Raw genomic sequence first — 14,378 nt, 5'->3', positions numbered from 1 at the left:
GGCGGTGAACATAATAATTAACAGCTAATAGGTGCATCATGTCGGTCCCTCTGCGTACCGTTCAACTCAACGAAGCAAACGCATTCCTTAAGAAATATCCTGAGGTTTTGTACGTCGACCTTCTGATTGCGGATATGAACGGTGTGGTGCGCGGCAAGCGCATCGAACGCACCAGTCTCCATAAGGTTTACGAGAAAGGCATCAACCTGCCGGCGTCTCTGTTTGCGCTGGACATCAACGGCTCCACGGTGGAAAGCACCGGCCTGGGCCTGGACATCGGCGACTCCGACCGGATCTGCTACCCGATCCCCGGCACCCTGAGCATCGAGCCCTGGCAGAAGCGCCCGACCGCACAACTGCTGATGACCATGCACGAACTGGAAGGTGAGCCGTTCTTCGCCGATCCGCGCGAAGTGCTGGCCAATGTCGTGCGCAAATTCGACGACCTGGGCCTGACCATCTGCGCCGCGTTCGAACTGGAGTTCTACCTGATCGACCAGGACAACGTGAACGGTCGTCCGCAATCGCCACGTTCGCCGGTGTCGGGCAAGCGTCCGATGTCCACCCAGGTCTACCTGATCGACGACCTCGACGAATACGTCGACTGCCTGCAAGACATCCTCGAAGGCGCGAAAGAGCAGGGCATCCCGGCTGACGCCATCGTCAAGGAAAGCGCTCCGGCGCAGTTCGAAGTCAACCTGCACCACGTGGCCGATCCTATAAAGGCCTGCGACTACGCGGTGCTGCTCAAGCGTCTGGTGAAGAACATCGCCTACGACCACGAGATGGACACCACCTTCATGGCCAAGCCGTATCCAGGCCAGGCGGGCAACGGTCTGCACGTGCACATTTCGATTCTCGACAAGGAAGGCAACAACATCTTTGCCAGCGAGGATCCCGAGCAGAACGCCGCGCTGCGACACGCGATCGGCGGTGTGCTCGAGACCCTGCCGGCGCAGATGGCGTTCCTCTGCCCGAACGTCAACTCCTACCGCCGTTTCGGCGCACAGTTCTACGTGCCGAACTCGCCGAGCTGGGGCATCGACAACCGTACCGTGGCGGTACGTGTACCGACCGGCTCAAAGGACGCCGTGCGCATCGAGCACCGTGTAGCCGGCGCCGACGCCAACCCATACCTGCTGATGGCCTCGGTCCTGGCCGGTGTGCACCACGGCCTGACCAACCAGATCGAACCCGGCGCGCCGGTGGAAGGCAACAGCTACGAGCAGAACGAACAAAGCCTGCCGAACAACCTGCGTGACGCACTGCGCGAGCTGGACGACAGCGAAGTCATGGCCAAGTACATCGACCCGATGTACATCGACGTGTTCGTGGCGTGCAAGGAAAGCGAACTGGCCGAGTTCGAAAACTCCATCTCGGACCTTGAGTACAACTGGTACTTGCACACCGTTTAGGACGAACAACACCGATCAATTGTGGGAGCGAGCCTGCTCGCGAAGAGGGCGGCACATTCAACATTGATGTTGCCTGACACTCCGCCTTCGCGAGCAGGCTCGCTCCCACAGTTCGGTGCCCGACACAAAAACCCTATGGGAATGCGACCACTTATTCCCCTGCGTCGAGTCACAACCATGACAATCACTCGCAGCGACTGGGAGCAACGCTTCCAGTCCCTCAACATCGAAAGCCGTGCCTTCATCGACGGTCAATACTGCCCGGCCGCCAGCGGTGCCACGTTCGAATGCATCAGCCCCGTGGACGGCCGTTTCCTGGCGAACGTCGCCAGCACCGACGAAGCCGATGCCAACGCGGCGGTCGCCGTTGCACGCCGTACCTTCGAGTCCGGCATCTGGGCCAACCTCGCCCCGGTCGAACGCAAACGCATCCTGATCCGCTTCGCCGATCTGATCCTGGCTAACCGGGAAGAACTGGCGCTGCTGGAAACCCTGGACATGGGTAAACCCATCAGCGACTCGATGAACGTCGACATCCCGGCGACCGCCAACGCGATCCGCTGGACCGCCGAAGCCATCGACAAGATTTACGACGAAGTCGCTGCCACACCCCGTGATCAGCTGGGTCTGGTCACCCGTGAGCCGGCCGGCGTGGTCGCGGCCATCGTGCCGTGGAACTTCCCGCTGATCATGGCCAGCTGGAAATTCGCTCCGGCACTGGCGGCGGGTAACTCGTTCATCCTCAAGCCTTCGGAAAAATCGCCACTGACTGCGATCCGCATCGCGCAGCTGGCTTTGGATGCCGGTATTCCAAAGGGCGTGTTCAACGTGTTGCCAGGCTACGGTCATACCGTCGGCAAGGCCCTGGCGCTGCACATGGATGTCGACGTGCTGGCGTTCACCGGCTCGACGGCGATTGCCAAGCAACTGATGATCTACGCCGGACAAAGCAACATGAAACGCGTCTGGCTGGAAGCCGGTGGCAAGAGCCCGCACGTGGTGTTCGCCGACGCGCCGGACCTGCGCGTGGCGGCCCAGGCCGCGGCCAGCGGTATCGCCTTCAACCAGGGCGAAGTCTGCACCGCCGGCTCGCGTCTGCTGGTGGAGCGTTCGATCCGTGACCAGTTCATCCCGCTGCTGGTGGAAGCCCTGCAAGCGTGGAAACCGGGGCATGCGCTTGATCCAGCGACCACCGTTGGCGCGGTCGTCGATCAGCGACAGCTGGACAACGTGCTGCGTTACATCGACATCGGCAAAGAGCAGGGCGCCGAGCTGATTGCCGGTGGTCAACGCACCCTGGAGGACACCGGTGGCCTGTACGTCGAGCCAGCGATTTTCGACGGCGTGACCAACGCCATGACCATTGCCCGTGAAGAAATCTTCGGCCCGGTACTGTCGCTGATTACCTTCGACACGGCTGAAGAAGCCCTGGCGATCGCCAACGACAGCATCTTCGGTCTGGCGGCAGGCGTGTGGACCAGCAACCTGAGCAAGGCCCACACCTTCGCCCGTGGCTTGCGCGCCGGCAGCGTCTGGGTCAACCAGTACGACGGCGGCGACATGACCGCGCCGTTCGGCGGGTTCAAGCAGTCAGGCAATGGCCGGGACAAATCGCTGCATGCGTTCGACAAGTACACCGAACTCAAAGCGACCTGGATCAAGCTCTAAATAACAATAAAAGCGGCGGCCGCCGGTTGTGCCGGCGGCCATCGGAGAATCTTATGAAACATGTAAACAGCTACTACGCCGCCACCCGCAACTTCACCGGTGACTTTCCGGTACTTGAAGAGCGGGTGGAATGCGACGTCTGTGTGATCGGCGCCGGCTACACCGGCCTGTCCTCGGCGCTGTTCCTCGCCGAGGCGGGCTACAGCGTCACCGTACTCGAAGCGGCAAAAGTCGGCTTCGGCGCCAGCGGTCGCAACGGCGGTCAACTGGTCAACTCCTACAGCCGCGACGTCGATGTCATCGAAGAGCGCTATGGCGACAAGACCGCTGAAGTGCTCGGCAGCATGATTTTCGAAGGCGCCGACATCATCCGTCAGCGCATACAGCACTATGACATCCAGTGCGACTACCGTCCGGGCGGCATCTTTGCCGCGCTGAACAAGAAACAGTTCAAGGGCCTGGCCGAGCAGAAGAAGAGCTGGGAGCGCTACGGCAACAAGAACCTGACCCTGCTCAGTGAGTCGGATATCAAGCGCGAAGTGGGTTGCGACAACTATGTCGGCGGCCTGCTGGACATGCAGGGCGGGCACATTCACCCGCTGAACCTGGCCCTCGGCGAAGCCTCGGCGATCATCGGCCTGGGTGGCAAGATTTTCGAACAATCGGCGGCGGTGGAAATCACCTACGGCGAACCGATCACCGTGCGCACCGCCAAGGGCGTGGTACGGGCCAAGTACCTGTTGATCGCCGGTAACGCCTACCTGCCGCAGGGCCTGGACAATCGTGTGACCAGCAAGAGCATGCCTTGCGGATCGCAGATCGTCGTCACCGAGCCGTTGTCGGAAAAACAGGCCAAGAGCCTGATCACCAACAACTATTGCGTCGAAGACTGCAACTACCTGCTCGACTACTTCCGCCTGACCGCCGACAACCGCTTGCTCTACGGTGGCGGCGTGGTCTACGGCGCCCGCGAACCGGACGATATCGAGCAGTTGATCCGCCCGAAAATCCTCAAGACCTTCCCGCAACTGAAGGACGTGAAGATCGACTACCGCTGGACCGGCAACTTCCTGCTGACCATGTCGCGCATGCCGCAATTCGGCCGTATCGAGAAAAACGCCTATTACATGCAGGGCTACAGCGGCCACGGCGTCACCTGTTCGCACCTGGCCGGTAAACTGATCTCGGAAATGATCCGCGGCGACGCCGAGCGCTTCGACGCCTTCGCCTCGCTGCCGCACATGCCAATGATCGGCGGGCGCACGTTCTCCGCGCCGCTCACCGCCATGGGCGCCGTGTACTACTCGCTGCGCGACCGTTTCGGTATCTAAGCTATCACCGCGATCCCCTGTGGGAGCGAGCCTGCTCGCGAAGGCCATATCAGCCAACCCTGATGTCGCCTGATACACCGCTTTCGCGAGCAGGCTCGCTCCCACAGTTTGTGTAACATCAGGACCGGCGGCCTTTTTATTCAGCCGTTTATCGAACCTGCTGAGCAACACCAACAAACGTGATTTAATAGCCGCCTTTCACGTTTCCGGGACCGGAAAACGGCGTGATCCGCGCCTGCTCTCCACCCTTCCATTATCACTGTAGGAGCGAAGCTTGCTCGCGATAGCGTTGGTTCGGCCGACGCTGTAGTTCAGATCGAAATCGCGGGCAAACTCGCTCCTGCGGGTTGGCACATAAGGCTGTCATGGATACGGGCTCACGACTCAAATTAGTACGCGAAAGCTACAAACTGTCCCAGCGCGAGCTGGCCCGCCGTAGCGGCGTCACCAATGCCACCATCTCGCTGATCGAACAGAACCGCGTCAGCCCCTCGGTCAGTTCCCTGAAAAAACTGCTCGAAGGCATCCCCATGTCCCTGGCGGACTTCTTCACCTTCGACCAACCCCCGCGCGAACACCAATACGTCTTCCGCGCCAACGAACAACCCGACCTCGGCCGCCACGGCCTGCGCTTGCTGCTGATCGGCGCCTCCGTCCCGAGCCGGCAGATGCGCCTGCTGCGCGAGCAGTACGCACCGGGTGCCAGTTCCGGGGAAGAGCCGATCGTGCACTCCGAAGGCGAGGAGTGCGGGCTGGTGACGCGGGGCACGGTTGAGTTGACCGTGGATGGGCAGATCAGTGTGCTCAATGCCGGGGATGGCTATTACTTTCCGACGACCTTGCCGCATCGGTTTCGCAATATCGGGCAGGATGAGGCGGAGATCATCAGCGCGAACACCCCGGCGAACTTCTGAGGATGGCGAGGCCTGATTGGCTGGCGTGTTGAAACTGCTTTCACCCTGCGATACAAAAAATCCGACGCACATTCAAGCGTCGGATTTTTTTTGCTCTGAACTACGCTCATCAATGGCGTCTAAATTTCACAGGAAACCTCCCGCCATGAAGGAACGACTCATGTCCAGATCCAGCTCGTTGATTGCAGCTGTTACATGCCTTGCGTTGGTTTGCGGCTCCGTAACCGCTTTGGCTGATCCCGGCAATGGAAAAGGCCAGGGAAACGCCAAGGGAAACCCGCACAATGCCCAGGACCATGGAAACAAAGGCAAAAAGTCCGGGGGCGGCGATTGGGATAATGGTCCCAGTATCAATCACGCAAACGTGCTCGGGATTGTCGGCGATTATCGCGACTACTGGAGCCCCGGTCCTGCCTTGCCTCCCGGTATTCAAAAGAACCTCGCCCGAGGCAAGCCGCTGCCGCCGGGAATTGCGAAAAAGCTCGATGGCCGGTTGATCGGCAGACTGCCGCATTACGACGGGTACGAATGGCAGCAAGTGGGCACGGATTTGATTCTGGTCGCACTGGCGACCGGGCTTATCTATGAAGTGCTCAACGGCGCTTTTGATTAGGCATTTCCGCCCGTCGCCGGGACTTGAACTGTCTGGGTTTTAACGCGTCATACGACACGCGAAATCAACCCTACGGAAGCAATCATGCTTTTAAACAACAAGAGTCTCGCCGCTGTCCTGTCCTGCGCCATGATGCTCGCAGCCGCCCCGTTATTGCCTGCTGACCTTTCCATCATCAGTTCCGCACACGCCAAAGAAGGTGGTGGTGGTGGTGGTGGTGGTGGTGGTGGTGGTGGTGGTGGTGGTGGTGGTGGTGGTGGTGGTGGTGGCGGCGGCGGTCACGGCGGAGGCAATGGCGGTGGCCACGGTGGCGGTAACGGTGGTGGCCATGGCGCAGGCGTTGGCGGCGGCCGCAGCGGCTCGGATCACGCCGGCAAGTCCACCAGCAATGGTCACGGCAAAGGACTGGCCAGCGACCATGCGGGCAAGGCCACACGTAACCATGGCACCAGCGGCAATCACTATGGCAGTGAGCGCAACGATGATAATGGGCATGGCACCACGACTTCCGGCATCGCTCATTCCAAAGATACCCGTGGCATCAGCAAAGCCCGGGCCATTTCGGCCTCGACGCCGGGTGACCACAATGCGAAAGGGTTGAGCAACGCTGGCTCGAATAAATCCCATTAAGCAAGCGCAGGCAATTGAAAAAAACCGCAGTGATGCGGTTTTTTTATGCCCGAAATGAAGTCATTGTGCGAGGCCGAAAGCGTTTTCCGGTGTGGTCAGGCAACGGGTAGGGCGGGTTAAACTGGCGGCGTCTTTTTTATCACCAGGGAATGGAAATGACACTGACAGCCGAAACACTGGTCAGCATCGCGATGACCAATCCAGTCAATGCTCAAATCACCTCGCGCTTACCTGCGCTCGGTCTGAATCAATGCATGCTCACCGCAGGCTGCCTGTTCCAGGCTGTGTGGAATCATCAGTCGCAGCGACCCACGGACTGGGGAATCAAGGACTACGACGTCTTCTACTTCGATGCGGACCTGTCCTGGGAGGTCGAGAATGAGGTCATCCACTCGGCCCGGCGCCTGTTCCAGGACCTTGATGTCAACATTGAAATCAAGAATCAGGCCCGCGTTCACCTTTGGTACGGCCAACGTTTTGGCAAACCCTATCCACAGCTTCAGTCAGCTAAAGACGGGATCGATCGTTACCTGGTGGCGGGTACCTGTATCGGGCTGGACGTTGAAACGGGCGAAGTCTATGCGCCGCACGGCCTGGCTGACACGGAACAGGGGATTCTGCGCATCAACCCGAAAAATCCGCAGCCGGACCTGTTTGAGCAGAAGGCAAAAAGTTATCAGGCTCGCTGGCCTTGGCTCAGGGTGTTTCCTCAATGATCATCCCGATGGTTTCTGGAACTCGAAGAAAAGATGACAGATCTATTTGAATAATAGATCTGTCATCTTTGCAGGCAGATATTGGTTCGTATACGGATCTATCACCGTTTTGCTGCTGGTATAACAACGATGGTTTAAATCGTTATTACTGCAGTAGTGATGGGTAGATATGGGTTTCGCATCATTTGGGTGGCCATTTTAGTTCTTTCAAGATGCCTTTTTTCCAACAGAAATTGCCAAATTGAAAAGCTTCGCCTGCGTTTTCTGCTTTGCCATAACGCCTCGGATCACGCCGGCAACTCTACCATTAGTGGTCATGGCAAGGATTGGCCAGCGATCATGCCGGCAATGCGACTCGCAACCACGGCATCAGCGGCAATCACTACAGCAGTGAGCGCAATGACGATAACGGGCGTGGCACAACGACGTCCGGCATCGCCCATTTCAAAGATACCCGTTGCATTACCAAGGCCCGTGCCATATCGGCCTCGAAACCGGGCGATCACGACGCGAAAGGTTTAAGTAAGGCTGGCACGTCGAGATCCAAAAAGGCGTATTGAACAACGCCCAAGCGATAAAATGCCGCAGTGATGCGGTTTTTTTATTGGTGCACCAGGCATGGCGCGTTGCGCGCAAGCGCAACCAGCTTGGCTGTGGTGGCCTCGCTGGTGACTTGGAGGTGTAAGTCTTCTAAACACCCGGCAAGGGGGGAAGTGTTAGCCAAAGGCAAGGGTGTCGCGGGTGACTGCGAATCTAAAAGAAGCCCGAGGCAAAATGCTGGCCTGACGAACGGGAAGCGGATAGAGGCGGTGCAGCGCGGTGAGAAGGCCAATAGTTGCACGGAACGCTGCGACGTATATCTGACAGGCATAAGTAGGAAAGTCGCGCGAATTACCCTGGGAGATCTGTGCGCTTGCCAGTGTGCTACCGAGCGTCGAGAGGCGACGGGATGAGCATACAGAAGTCAGCCGAAGCCGTAGTGATCGACGAATGGAACAGGGCCCTTGGTGCAACTCGGGAGCGTCACATATGAATCAGGGGCTGCCGAAGAAACTTTGGGATCGACTCGGTTTGGTTTCGATTCTGAATACATAAACCGGCTTAGTTGTGTAACCTGAACCGCCGTATACGGAACCGTACGCACGGTGGTGTGAGAGGGTGGTGGATGTTCAATCCGCCTCTTGCTCGATACCCTGGGTTTTAAGTCGCCGGAAGTTTGCCTGATAGAAGTCTCCTCCTGAGTTTCTTATTTTTCATGCCGCTACTCGAAGTGAATTGGTTTGTTCGGGATTTGCAAGAAAATTATAAGGCGATGTTTGTGTTGTTTAAATAAATGTAGGAAGAAAATTACGTTAATTTGAGATGTTTCTGGGTCAATTTGGGAAAGGTAATTCACTGATTGTAAGTAATATCTGAAATTTAGCTTTTTCTTTGCGTCAGTTTTTTAATTGTACTAGTTTCGGTTTGTTGGCGATCAATCGTTGATTGGTCGACCGGTTTGCCTCGTCGTGTTTTTTGAATAATCAGCCTGCTGTTGGCAGCTGCTAGATAGATATGCAGCGGAAGGATTTTCTAATTAAATTAATAAAAATTCCAAGGTGCTCCAGGTATGAATAAGGTAGTCGTGACGCTTGAATCCACAAATCTCAATGTTCCTGAGATGATGTTGGCGCAAATTATTAGGCCTGAAAGGTATGGCCAACCATTGAGTGCATTTGCTCTTGAGTCGGTACCCGTGCCTTGCTTTCAATCCGATGAGTGCTTAGTCAAGGTCATGGCTGCTGGAGTCAATCACAATGGCGTTTGGGCTGCACGAGGATACCCAGTCGATGTCATTGATCTTCAACGGTCCCGCGGTGAGAAACATGACTTTCATATCGCCGGATCCGATGCTTCCGGAATCGTCGTTGCGGTAGGCAAGGATGTGCACGACATTGCTATCGGTGATGAAGTGGTACTGCACTGTGGTTGGTGGGATTGCGATGCAGTCGCCGATGAAATCATGGATAAGTCGGCAAAAATCTGGGGTTACGAAATCAACTTTGGAGCTTTCGCGGAGTACACACGGGTCAAGCGGCAGGCGATTCTGCCCAAGCCCGCGCACTTGAGCTGGGAGCAGGCTGCTTCATACATGCTCTGCGGGGCGACTGCCTACCGCATGCTGCATGGCTTCACCCCGCATACGGTTAAACCGGGCGATGTGGTCCTTATATGGGGGGGCAGCGGCGGAATGGGCTCGATGGCTATTCAATTGGTCAACGCCGCTGGAGCTATCCCCATTGCCGTAGTGAGCAGCGACGAAAAAGCGGATTACTGTCGACAGATTGGTGCCAAAGGCACGATCAATCGTCAGGAATATGAACATTGGGGCGTACTCGAAGATATAGAGAGTCCGGTTGTATATGCCCAATGGCTGAGTGAAGCCAAGCGTTTTCAGCAAGAAATCTGGCGATTGGTAGGAGATAAAAAAAACCCCAGTATTGTCATTGAACATCCTGGCGAAGATACATTTCCGACATCCTCTTTTGTGTGCGCGCCCGGTGGAATGGTGGTTATTTGTGCCGGAACCAGTGGGTACAAGGGCACATTCGATATTCGCTATCAGTGGATGCGACAAAAAAGATTTCAGGGCTCTCACTTTGCCAATCTGGTTCAATGCAGATTATTCAATAAGTTGGTTTGCCAGGGGCTGGTAAGCCCATGTCTAACTAGAGTTTTTGATTTTGAAGATTTACCGGAAGCCCATCAGATCATGTTCGAGAATAAGGAGCTTTTGGGGAACTTTGTCATTCGAATTGGTAGTCATTCGGAGGGTTGAGCGATGATGTTTATTCAAAGATTTGTCCATCTCGCTCGTGCGTTCCCCGAAGTATCGGCCATTGTTGATGTATCGTCGAAACTTTCATACGGCGAGCTATATGGTCAGGCGCAACGTTTAGCGAAGGTTATCGCTTCGACAAGTTCGGGCTCGATGATCGGTGTGCTGATGGAGAAAAGTATCGATTACATTGTCTCGATATTAGCTATTCACTTATTGGGGCGAACAGTCGTACCACTAGACAGGAGTTACCCGGTTGAGCGATTACAACAAATTATCACTTCCATTGACTTGTCGTTATGTCTGCTGAATGCGCAGGAAAACGTCGAGTTGACGGTGATGCTCGACAAACGGACCCGCTCGCTGCGTATTGACGAACCCGCCGCGCCGTCAGTAGGTACCGAAAGTGTCGAGATAACGCCCGAGTTTCTAGATAAAGTGCCGGCTTACATAGTTTTTACTTCCGGGACTACGGGACAGCCTAAACCGGTCATGGTGCCGTATCGATCATTTAGCACCCTGATCGATTGGATGGTGAAAGTGCCGGGTCAGGCTGGCACGACGTTGTTGTACGCAGCCCAGGGTTTTGATGTCTCATTTCAGGAGATCTACAGCGCGTTGTGCCATGGAGATCGTCTGCTGGTCATCACGGACGAGCAAAAGAAAGATCTGCACGAGCTGACTCGAGAGATGGTTTCTGCGGCTGTCACGCGCCTGTTTCTGCCGACCTCAATGCTGATCCCTTTCGTCACGTTCAATCTGCACGACTCGAAAGTATTGGCTGATCTGCGAGAAGTGATCTGCGCCGGCGAGCAGTTGAAGATCAGCCCTGTCGTCAGGCAATGGTTCAAGGCTCATCCCCAATGCCTACTAATCAATCACTACGGTCCGGCCGAAACGCATGTGGTGATGGAGCATCGGCTCGGTGGCGAGCCGGAAGACTGGCCAGATCTGCCTCCCATCGGTCAGGTCATCCAGGGCAGCACCGCTTACCTGCTTGATGACGAATTGCAGCCAGTAATACCGGGTACTAACGGACAGCTCTACATCGCCGGCCGCTCGCTGGCGCTAGGTTACTACGGCATGTCAACGCAAACGGCGGAGAAGTTTGTGACGCATCCCCAGACATACGAGCCGATGTACAACACCGGCGACATCTGTGTCCTGAACGAACAGGCGATGTTCGAGTACAAGGGGCGGCGTGACCGGCAGTACAAGGTTCGCGGCTACCGGGTCGAGTTGAAAGAAATCGAGGTCGTCGTCGCTGATTCCAAACTGGTCGACGATTGCTTCGTCTTGGCCCGACAGTCCGGCCGGACTACGACGCTGGTCCTGTACTTCACGGCTCTGGAACGCGATCAAGACCTCAGTAAGAGCCTGCATACGCATTTGGCGGCAACACTCGAGTATCGTAAGGCCCGTCACGCTCTGAACATTTTGCATCAGCAATACCAGCAAAATGGTTTTGTCTCACTTAACTATCAAACGCGCGTGGTCTATGGACGTATTTAACCGGATGGGCATGAGTCGGCTGTTCAGCGGCTCGGCATTGGTGGTGCCTTTGTCGTTTTTCCCGACGTTGGCGCGGGCGACTTTTCTGTCTTACTTTCTGATTTTTCTGAAGGAGCGCTTCGATCTTTCGGTGGATCAGATCGGGCTGTTTGTCGGCGGGTTTATTCTCCTGAGCTCAGTGTCCAGCCTGGTCTTCGGCGCGGTGCTCGACAGGCTGAGTATTAAGTCCTTGATGCTGATCTCATCCGTCATCCAGTCGGCGGTGTACCTGAGCCTGTTTATATTCAACTCATTGGCCCTGGTCTTCATCCTGTGCCTGTTGCTCAATCTGGCCTACCTGTCGCTGGAGACGGCCGTGCGCATGTGCATCGCTCGATTGTTTGCCCCCCAGGAAACCGCGTCGGTGCTGTCGCTCAAGTACACCTTCACCAATACCGCGTATGCATTGGGTCCGCTGATCGGACTTTGGCTGAATCGCCAAGGTGTTTCACCATTGCTATTCTGCAGCGCTTCGGCACTGGTCTTTACTGTGGTTATCGTCAGTCCGTTTGCAATGCCGAGGGTGGTCGATCGGCAAAACGTCGAAGGCGAAGGGTGGTTCGGTCCGCTGGCAATCATGGCCAAGGATCGCAACCTGCTGAAGTTCTCGGTGGCCAGCGTATTGTTGGCTGGTGTGTTCGGGCAGTTTCACATGTACGTGGGCCAATACCTGATCACGACCCATTCCACCGCGCAAATGTACGAGATCATCAATGTGGTGTTTGTCACCAATGCGCTGACCTCGATCCTGTTGCAATACCTGATCGGTCGAAGGGTGGCAGCTGAACGCTTCAGATATTGGATCTGTGGTTGCATTGTGGCGTTCGTGATCGGGTTGATAGGGTTTGCGTTCTCCAGCAGCCTTTACGCTTGGGTCTTCTTCACCGCCATTTTTACTGTGGGGGAAATTATCATTCAACCACTTGAGTTTTTCTACATCACCCGGATAGCACCGGCGCACATGGCAGGGGCTTACTACAGTTCGCAGAACCTAACTTACCTGGGCGCGGCGTCGACGCCGGTGGTGTGTGGTTTCATTCTCGCCGGCTTCAATCCGCTGTATTTTTTGTTGTACTTGTTGGTGTTGCTGATGGTGGGGGGGGTGATTTTCTATGTAGAAGGGGGAAAGCTAATCCAACCGGTAACAAAAAAGCCCCTGGCAAACGGGGCTGTTGGTGATCAAAGATCAATATGACTTCGCATACAGTGCCCAGGATTTGGTGGGCTGACCTGTAAATAAGCAGGTGGCTGCAACCTTGGGTTGAGCGAGTGGAATGCATCGAACTGTTACACCCAATTCGCTGATGGATTTTTCAACTTTCTCGTCATCAATGAAGGGGGCGAGAACGAATATATTGAGTTTGTCCTTGCGTTGGAAGGCCTTTATAAAATTGTCGAGTGTAGTAATTGTTTTGGTGTTGTCCGACAGTTTTTTTCTGGCACTTTCAAGTATGCCTGTCTGAATAGTCTGCAAGGTTTTTGGCAGGTCTTTAACAAAGCTATTCATCTCTACTTCTAACGTGTTCTTACTGTTGTCTCTGCAGGAATAAGAAATCATGTTCTGTTCCAGCTCTTTTATCCCGACTTCGACCCGAACAGGTACACCGCGCTTGATGTGATACCACTTTTTTTCGCCGCCATTCATGTCCCGCTTATCAACGCTGGCACGCAGGTTTTGCCCCTTCAGTTTTTTTTGGGAGATCCGCTTTTGCAACTTGTCGCAGTAGGCATGGATGGCTTCGGCATCCTGTTCACTACGTATGATCGGAACAATGATGACCTGCGTCGGTGCAACCAACGGTGGAATCACCAGTCCGTCGTCATCGCCATGGGCCATGATCATGGCACCAATCAAACGCGTGGAAACGCCCCATGAAGTGGTCCAGGCCAGCTCTTTTACCCCCTCCTTGTTAACAAAGCGGATGTCGGATGCCTGCGCAAAATTTTGCCCCAGAAAATGTGAGGTGCCCGCTTGCAAGGCCTTGCCATCCTGCATCATCGCCTCGATGGTGTAGGTGCTGACGGCGCCCGGAAAACGCTCCCAAGAGCACTTTTCGCCCTTGATTACTGGTATGGCCAAGTTCTCGACAGTAAACCGCTCATAGATATCCAGCATTTTAAGCGTCTCGTCCAAGGCCTCTTCACTGGAACTGTGAACAGTGTGGCCTTCCTGCCACAGGAATTCTGAGGTTCGCAGGAAGATCCTAGGGCGCATTTCCCAGCGCAGGACGTTGGCCCACTGGTTGATGAGTAGCGGCAGATCCCGATAACTCTGAACCCATCTTGAAAAGGATGCACCGATCACCGTTTCGCTGGTAGGCCTGATGATCAAAGGCTCTTCCAGTTCGCCAGCAGGAGTGAGTTTTCCATTTGCTGTCTGTTCCAGGCGGTGATGGGTTACGACTGCGCACTCCTTGGCAAAACCATCGACATGTTCTGCTTCTTTTTGGAGAAAGGATAATGGGATCAAAAGTGGGAAATATGCGTTCACATGGCCTGTATTTTTGAATTTTTGATCCAGCTCTCGTTGAATCTGCTCCCATATGCCATAGCCCCAAGGACGAATGACCATGCAACCTCTAACGGGAGAGTTTTCCGCTAGTTCAGACTGGCTGATGACTTGTTGATACCATTCGGAAAAGTTTTCACTTCTTGTGGGTGATATAGCGTTTTTCATAATGCCCCGGTTTTTCAAAGACAGCGTGTGATTTGAGATTGGTAT

General features: G+C 55.3%; 11 protein-coding genes and 2 pseudogenes. 12 read left to right on the top strand and 1 reads right to left on the bottom strand.

What is annotated here, in order from left to right:
* Positions 1-38: 38 nt before the first annotated feature.
* From CKW21_RS16970 to CKW21_RS16915, 12 genes and pseudogenes are all read left to right on the top strand, one after another.
* Positions 39-1,415 carry a glutamine synthetase family protein gene (locus CKW21_RS16970; protein WP_095195100.1) on the top strand — a complete coding sequence of 459 codons (1,377 nt, stop codon included), beginning with the start codon at positions 39-41 and terminating at the stop codon, positions 1,413-1,415.
* Positions 1,416-1,592: 177 nt separating this feature from the next.
* Positions 1,593-3,083, top strand: a complete 1,491-nt coding sequence (locus CKW21_RS16965) for an aldehyde dehydrogenase (protein WP_095195099.1) — start codon at positions 1,593-1,595, stop codon at positions 3,081-3,083.
* A 53-nt stretch (positions 3,084-3,136) separates the two neighbouring features.
* Positions 3,137-4,414: an FAD-binding oxidoreductase gene (locus tag CKW21_RS16960; protein WP_095195098.1), complete on the top strand. Its 1,278-nt coding sequence runs from the start codon at positions 3,137-3,139 to the stop codon at positions 4,412-4,414.
* Positions 4,415-4,779: 365 nt separating this feature from the next.
* Entirely contained in the window at positions 4,780-5,328 is a 549-nt protein-coding gene (locus tag CKW21_RS16955; RefSeq protein WP_028623608.1) for a cupin domain-containing protein, read from the top strand.
* Positions 5,329-5,488: 160 nt separating this feature from the next.
* Positions 5,489-5,941, top strand: coding sequence for an anti-virulence regulator CigR family protein (locus tag CKW21_RS16950; protein WP_095195097.1), 453 nt, complete (start codon positions 5,489-5,491; stop codon positions 5,939-5,941).
* Positions 5,942-6,025: 84 nt separating this feature from the next.
* Positions 6,026-6,571: a hypothetical protein gene (locus tag CKW21_RS31850; RefSeq protein ID WP_256590255.1), complete on the top strand. Its 546-nt coding sequence runs from the start codon at positions 6,026-6,028 to the stop codon at positions 6,569-6,571.
* Between the two features lie 155 nt (positions 6,572-6,726).
* Positions 6,727-7,287: a nucleotidyltransferase family protein gene (locus tag CKW21_RS16940; RefSeq protein ID WP_095195096.1), complete on the top strand. Its 561-nt coding sequence runs from the start codon at positions 6,727-6,729 to the stop codon at positions 7,285-7,287.
* Between the two features lie 312 nt (positions 7,288-7,599).
* A pseudogene (locus tag CKW21_RS31845) lies at positions 7,600-7,847 on the top strand (hypothetical protein); the annotation flags it as partial.
* A 436-nt stretch (positions 7,848-8,283) separates the two neighbouring features.
* Positions 8,284-8,405, top strand: a pseudogene (locus CKW21_RS31840) (maturase); the annotation flags it as partial.
* Between the two features lie 491 nt (positions 8,406-8,896).
* Positions 8,897-10,105 (top strand): crotonyl-CoA carboxylase/reductase, encoded by a 1,209-nt coding sequence (ccrA, locus tag CKW21_RS16925; RefSeq protein ID WP_218274048.1) that lies wholly within the window; start codon positions 8,897-8,899, stop codon positions 10,103-10,105.
* A 3-nt stretch (positions 10,106-10,108) separates the two neighbouring features.
* Positions 10,109-11,617 (top strand): AMP-binding protein, encoded by a 1,509-nt coding sequence (locus CKW21_RS16920; RefSeq protein WP_095195095.1) that lies wholly within the window; start codon positions 10,109-10,111, stop codon positions 11,615-11,617.
* Positions 11,604-12,851, top strand: coding sequence for an MFS transporter (locus CKW21_RS16915; RefSeq protein ID WP_170948681.1), 1,248 nt, complete (start codon positions 11,604-11,606; stop codon positions 12,849-12,851). The genes CKW21_RS16920 and CKW21_RS16915 overlap by 14 nt, the downstream gene beginning before the upstream one ends.
* On the opposite strand, the gene proS is transcribed toward CKW21_RS16915, so the two are convergent.
* A complete protein-coding gene (proS, locus tag CKW21_RS16910; RefSeq protein WP_095195093.1) occupies positions 12,843-14,333 on the bottom strand; it encodes a proline--tRNA ligase in 1,491 nt (496 codons plus the stop codon). The two genes, CKW21_RS16915 and proS, sit on opposite strands and share 9 nt — an antisense overlap.
* Positions 14,334-14,378 lie beyond the last annotated feature (45 nt).

It is taken from the genome of Pseudomonas sp. Irchel 3A7, from assembly GCF_900187565.1.
Lineage (GTDB): Bacteria > Pseudomonadota > Gammaproteobacteria > Pseudomonadales > Pseudomonadaceae > Aquipseudomonas.
The sequence above is the reverse complement of the archived record's forward strand: the minus strand, read 5'-3'. Positions and strand labels throughout refer to the sequence as shown.

Excerpts from the sequence above, each read along its gene's own strand:
- CKW21_RS16965 (WP_095195099.1), top strand. The coding sequence starts at position 1,593 with ATGACAATCACTCGCAGCGACTGGGAGCAACGCTTCCAGTCCCTCAAC.
- proS (WP_095195093.1), bottom strand. The coding sequence starts at position 14,333 with ATGAAAAACGCTATATCACCCACAAGAAGTGAAAACTTTTCCGAATGG.
- CKW21_RS31850 (WP_256590255.1), top strand. The coding sequence starts at position 6,026 with ATGCTTTTAAACAACAAGAGTCTCGCCGCTGTCCTGTCCTGCGCCATG.
- CKW21_RS16940 (WP_095195096.1), top strand. The coding sequence starts at position 6,727 with ATGACACTGACAGCCGAAACACTGGTCAGCATCGCGATGACCAATCCA.
- CKW21_RS16915 (WP_170948681.1), top strand. The coding sequence starts at position 11,604 with ATGGACGTATTTAACCGGATGGGCATGAGTCGGCTGTTCAGCGGCTCG.
- ccrA (WP_218274048.1), top strand. The coding sequence starts at position 8,897 with ATGAATAAGGTAGTCGTGACGCTTGAATCCACAAATCTCAATGTTCCT.
- CKW21_RS16960 (WP_095195098.1), top strand. The coding sequence starts at position 3,137 with ATGAAACATGTAAACAGCTACTACGCCGCCACCCGCAACTTCACCGGT.
- CKW21_RS16950 (WP_095195097.1), top strand. The coding sequence starts at position 5,489 with ATGTCCAGATCCAGCTCGTTGATTGCAGCTGTTACATGCCTTGCGTTG.
- CKW21_RS16955 (WP_028623608.1), top strand. The coding sequence starts at position 4,780 with ATGGATACGGGCTCACGACTCAAATTAGTACGCGAAAGCTACAAACTG.
- CKW21_RS16920 (WP_095195095.1), top strand. The coding sequence starts at position 10,109 with ATGATGTTTATTCAAAGATTTGTCCATCTCGCTCGTGCGTTCCCCGAA.
- CKW21_RS16970 (WP_095195100.1), top strand. The coding sequence starts at position 39 with ATGTCGGTCCCTCTGCGTACCGTTCAACTCAACGAAGCAAACGCATTC.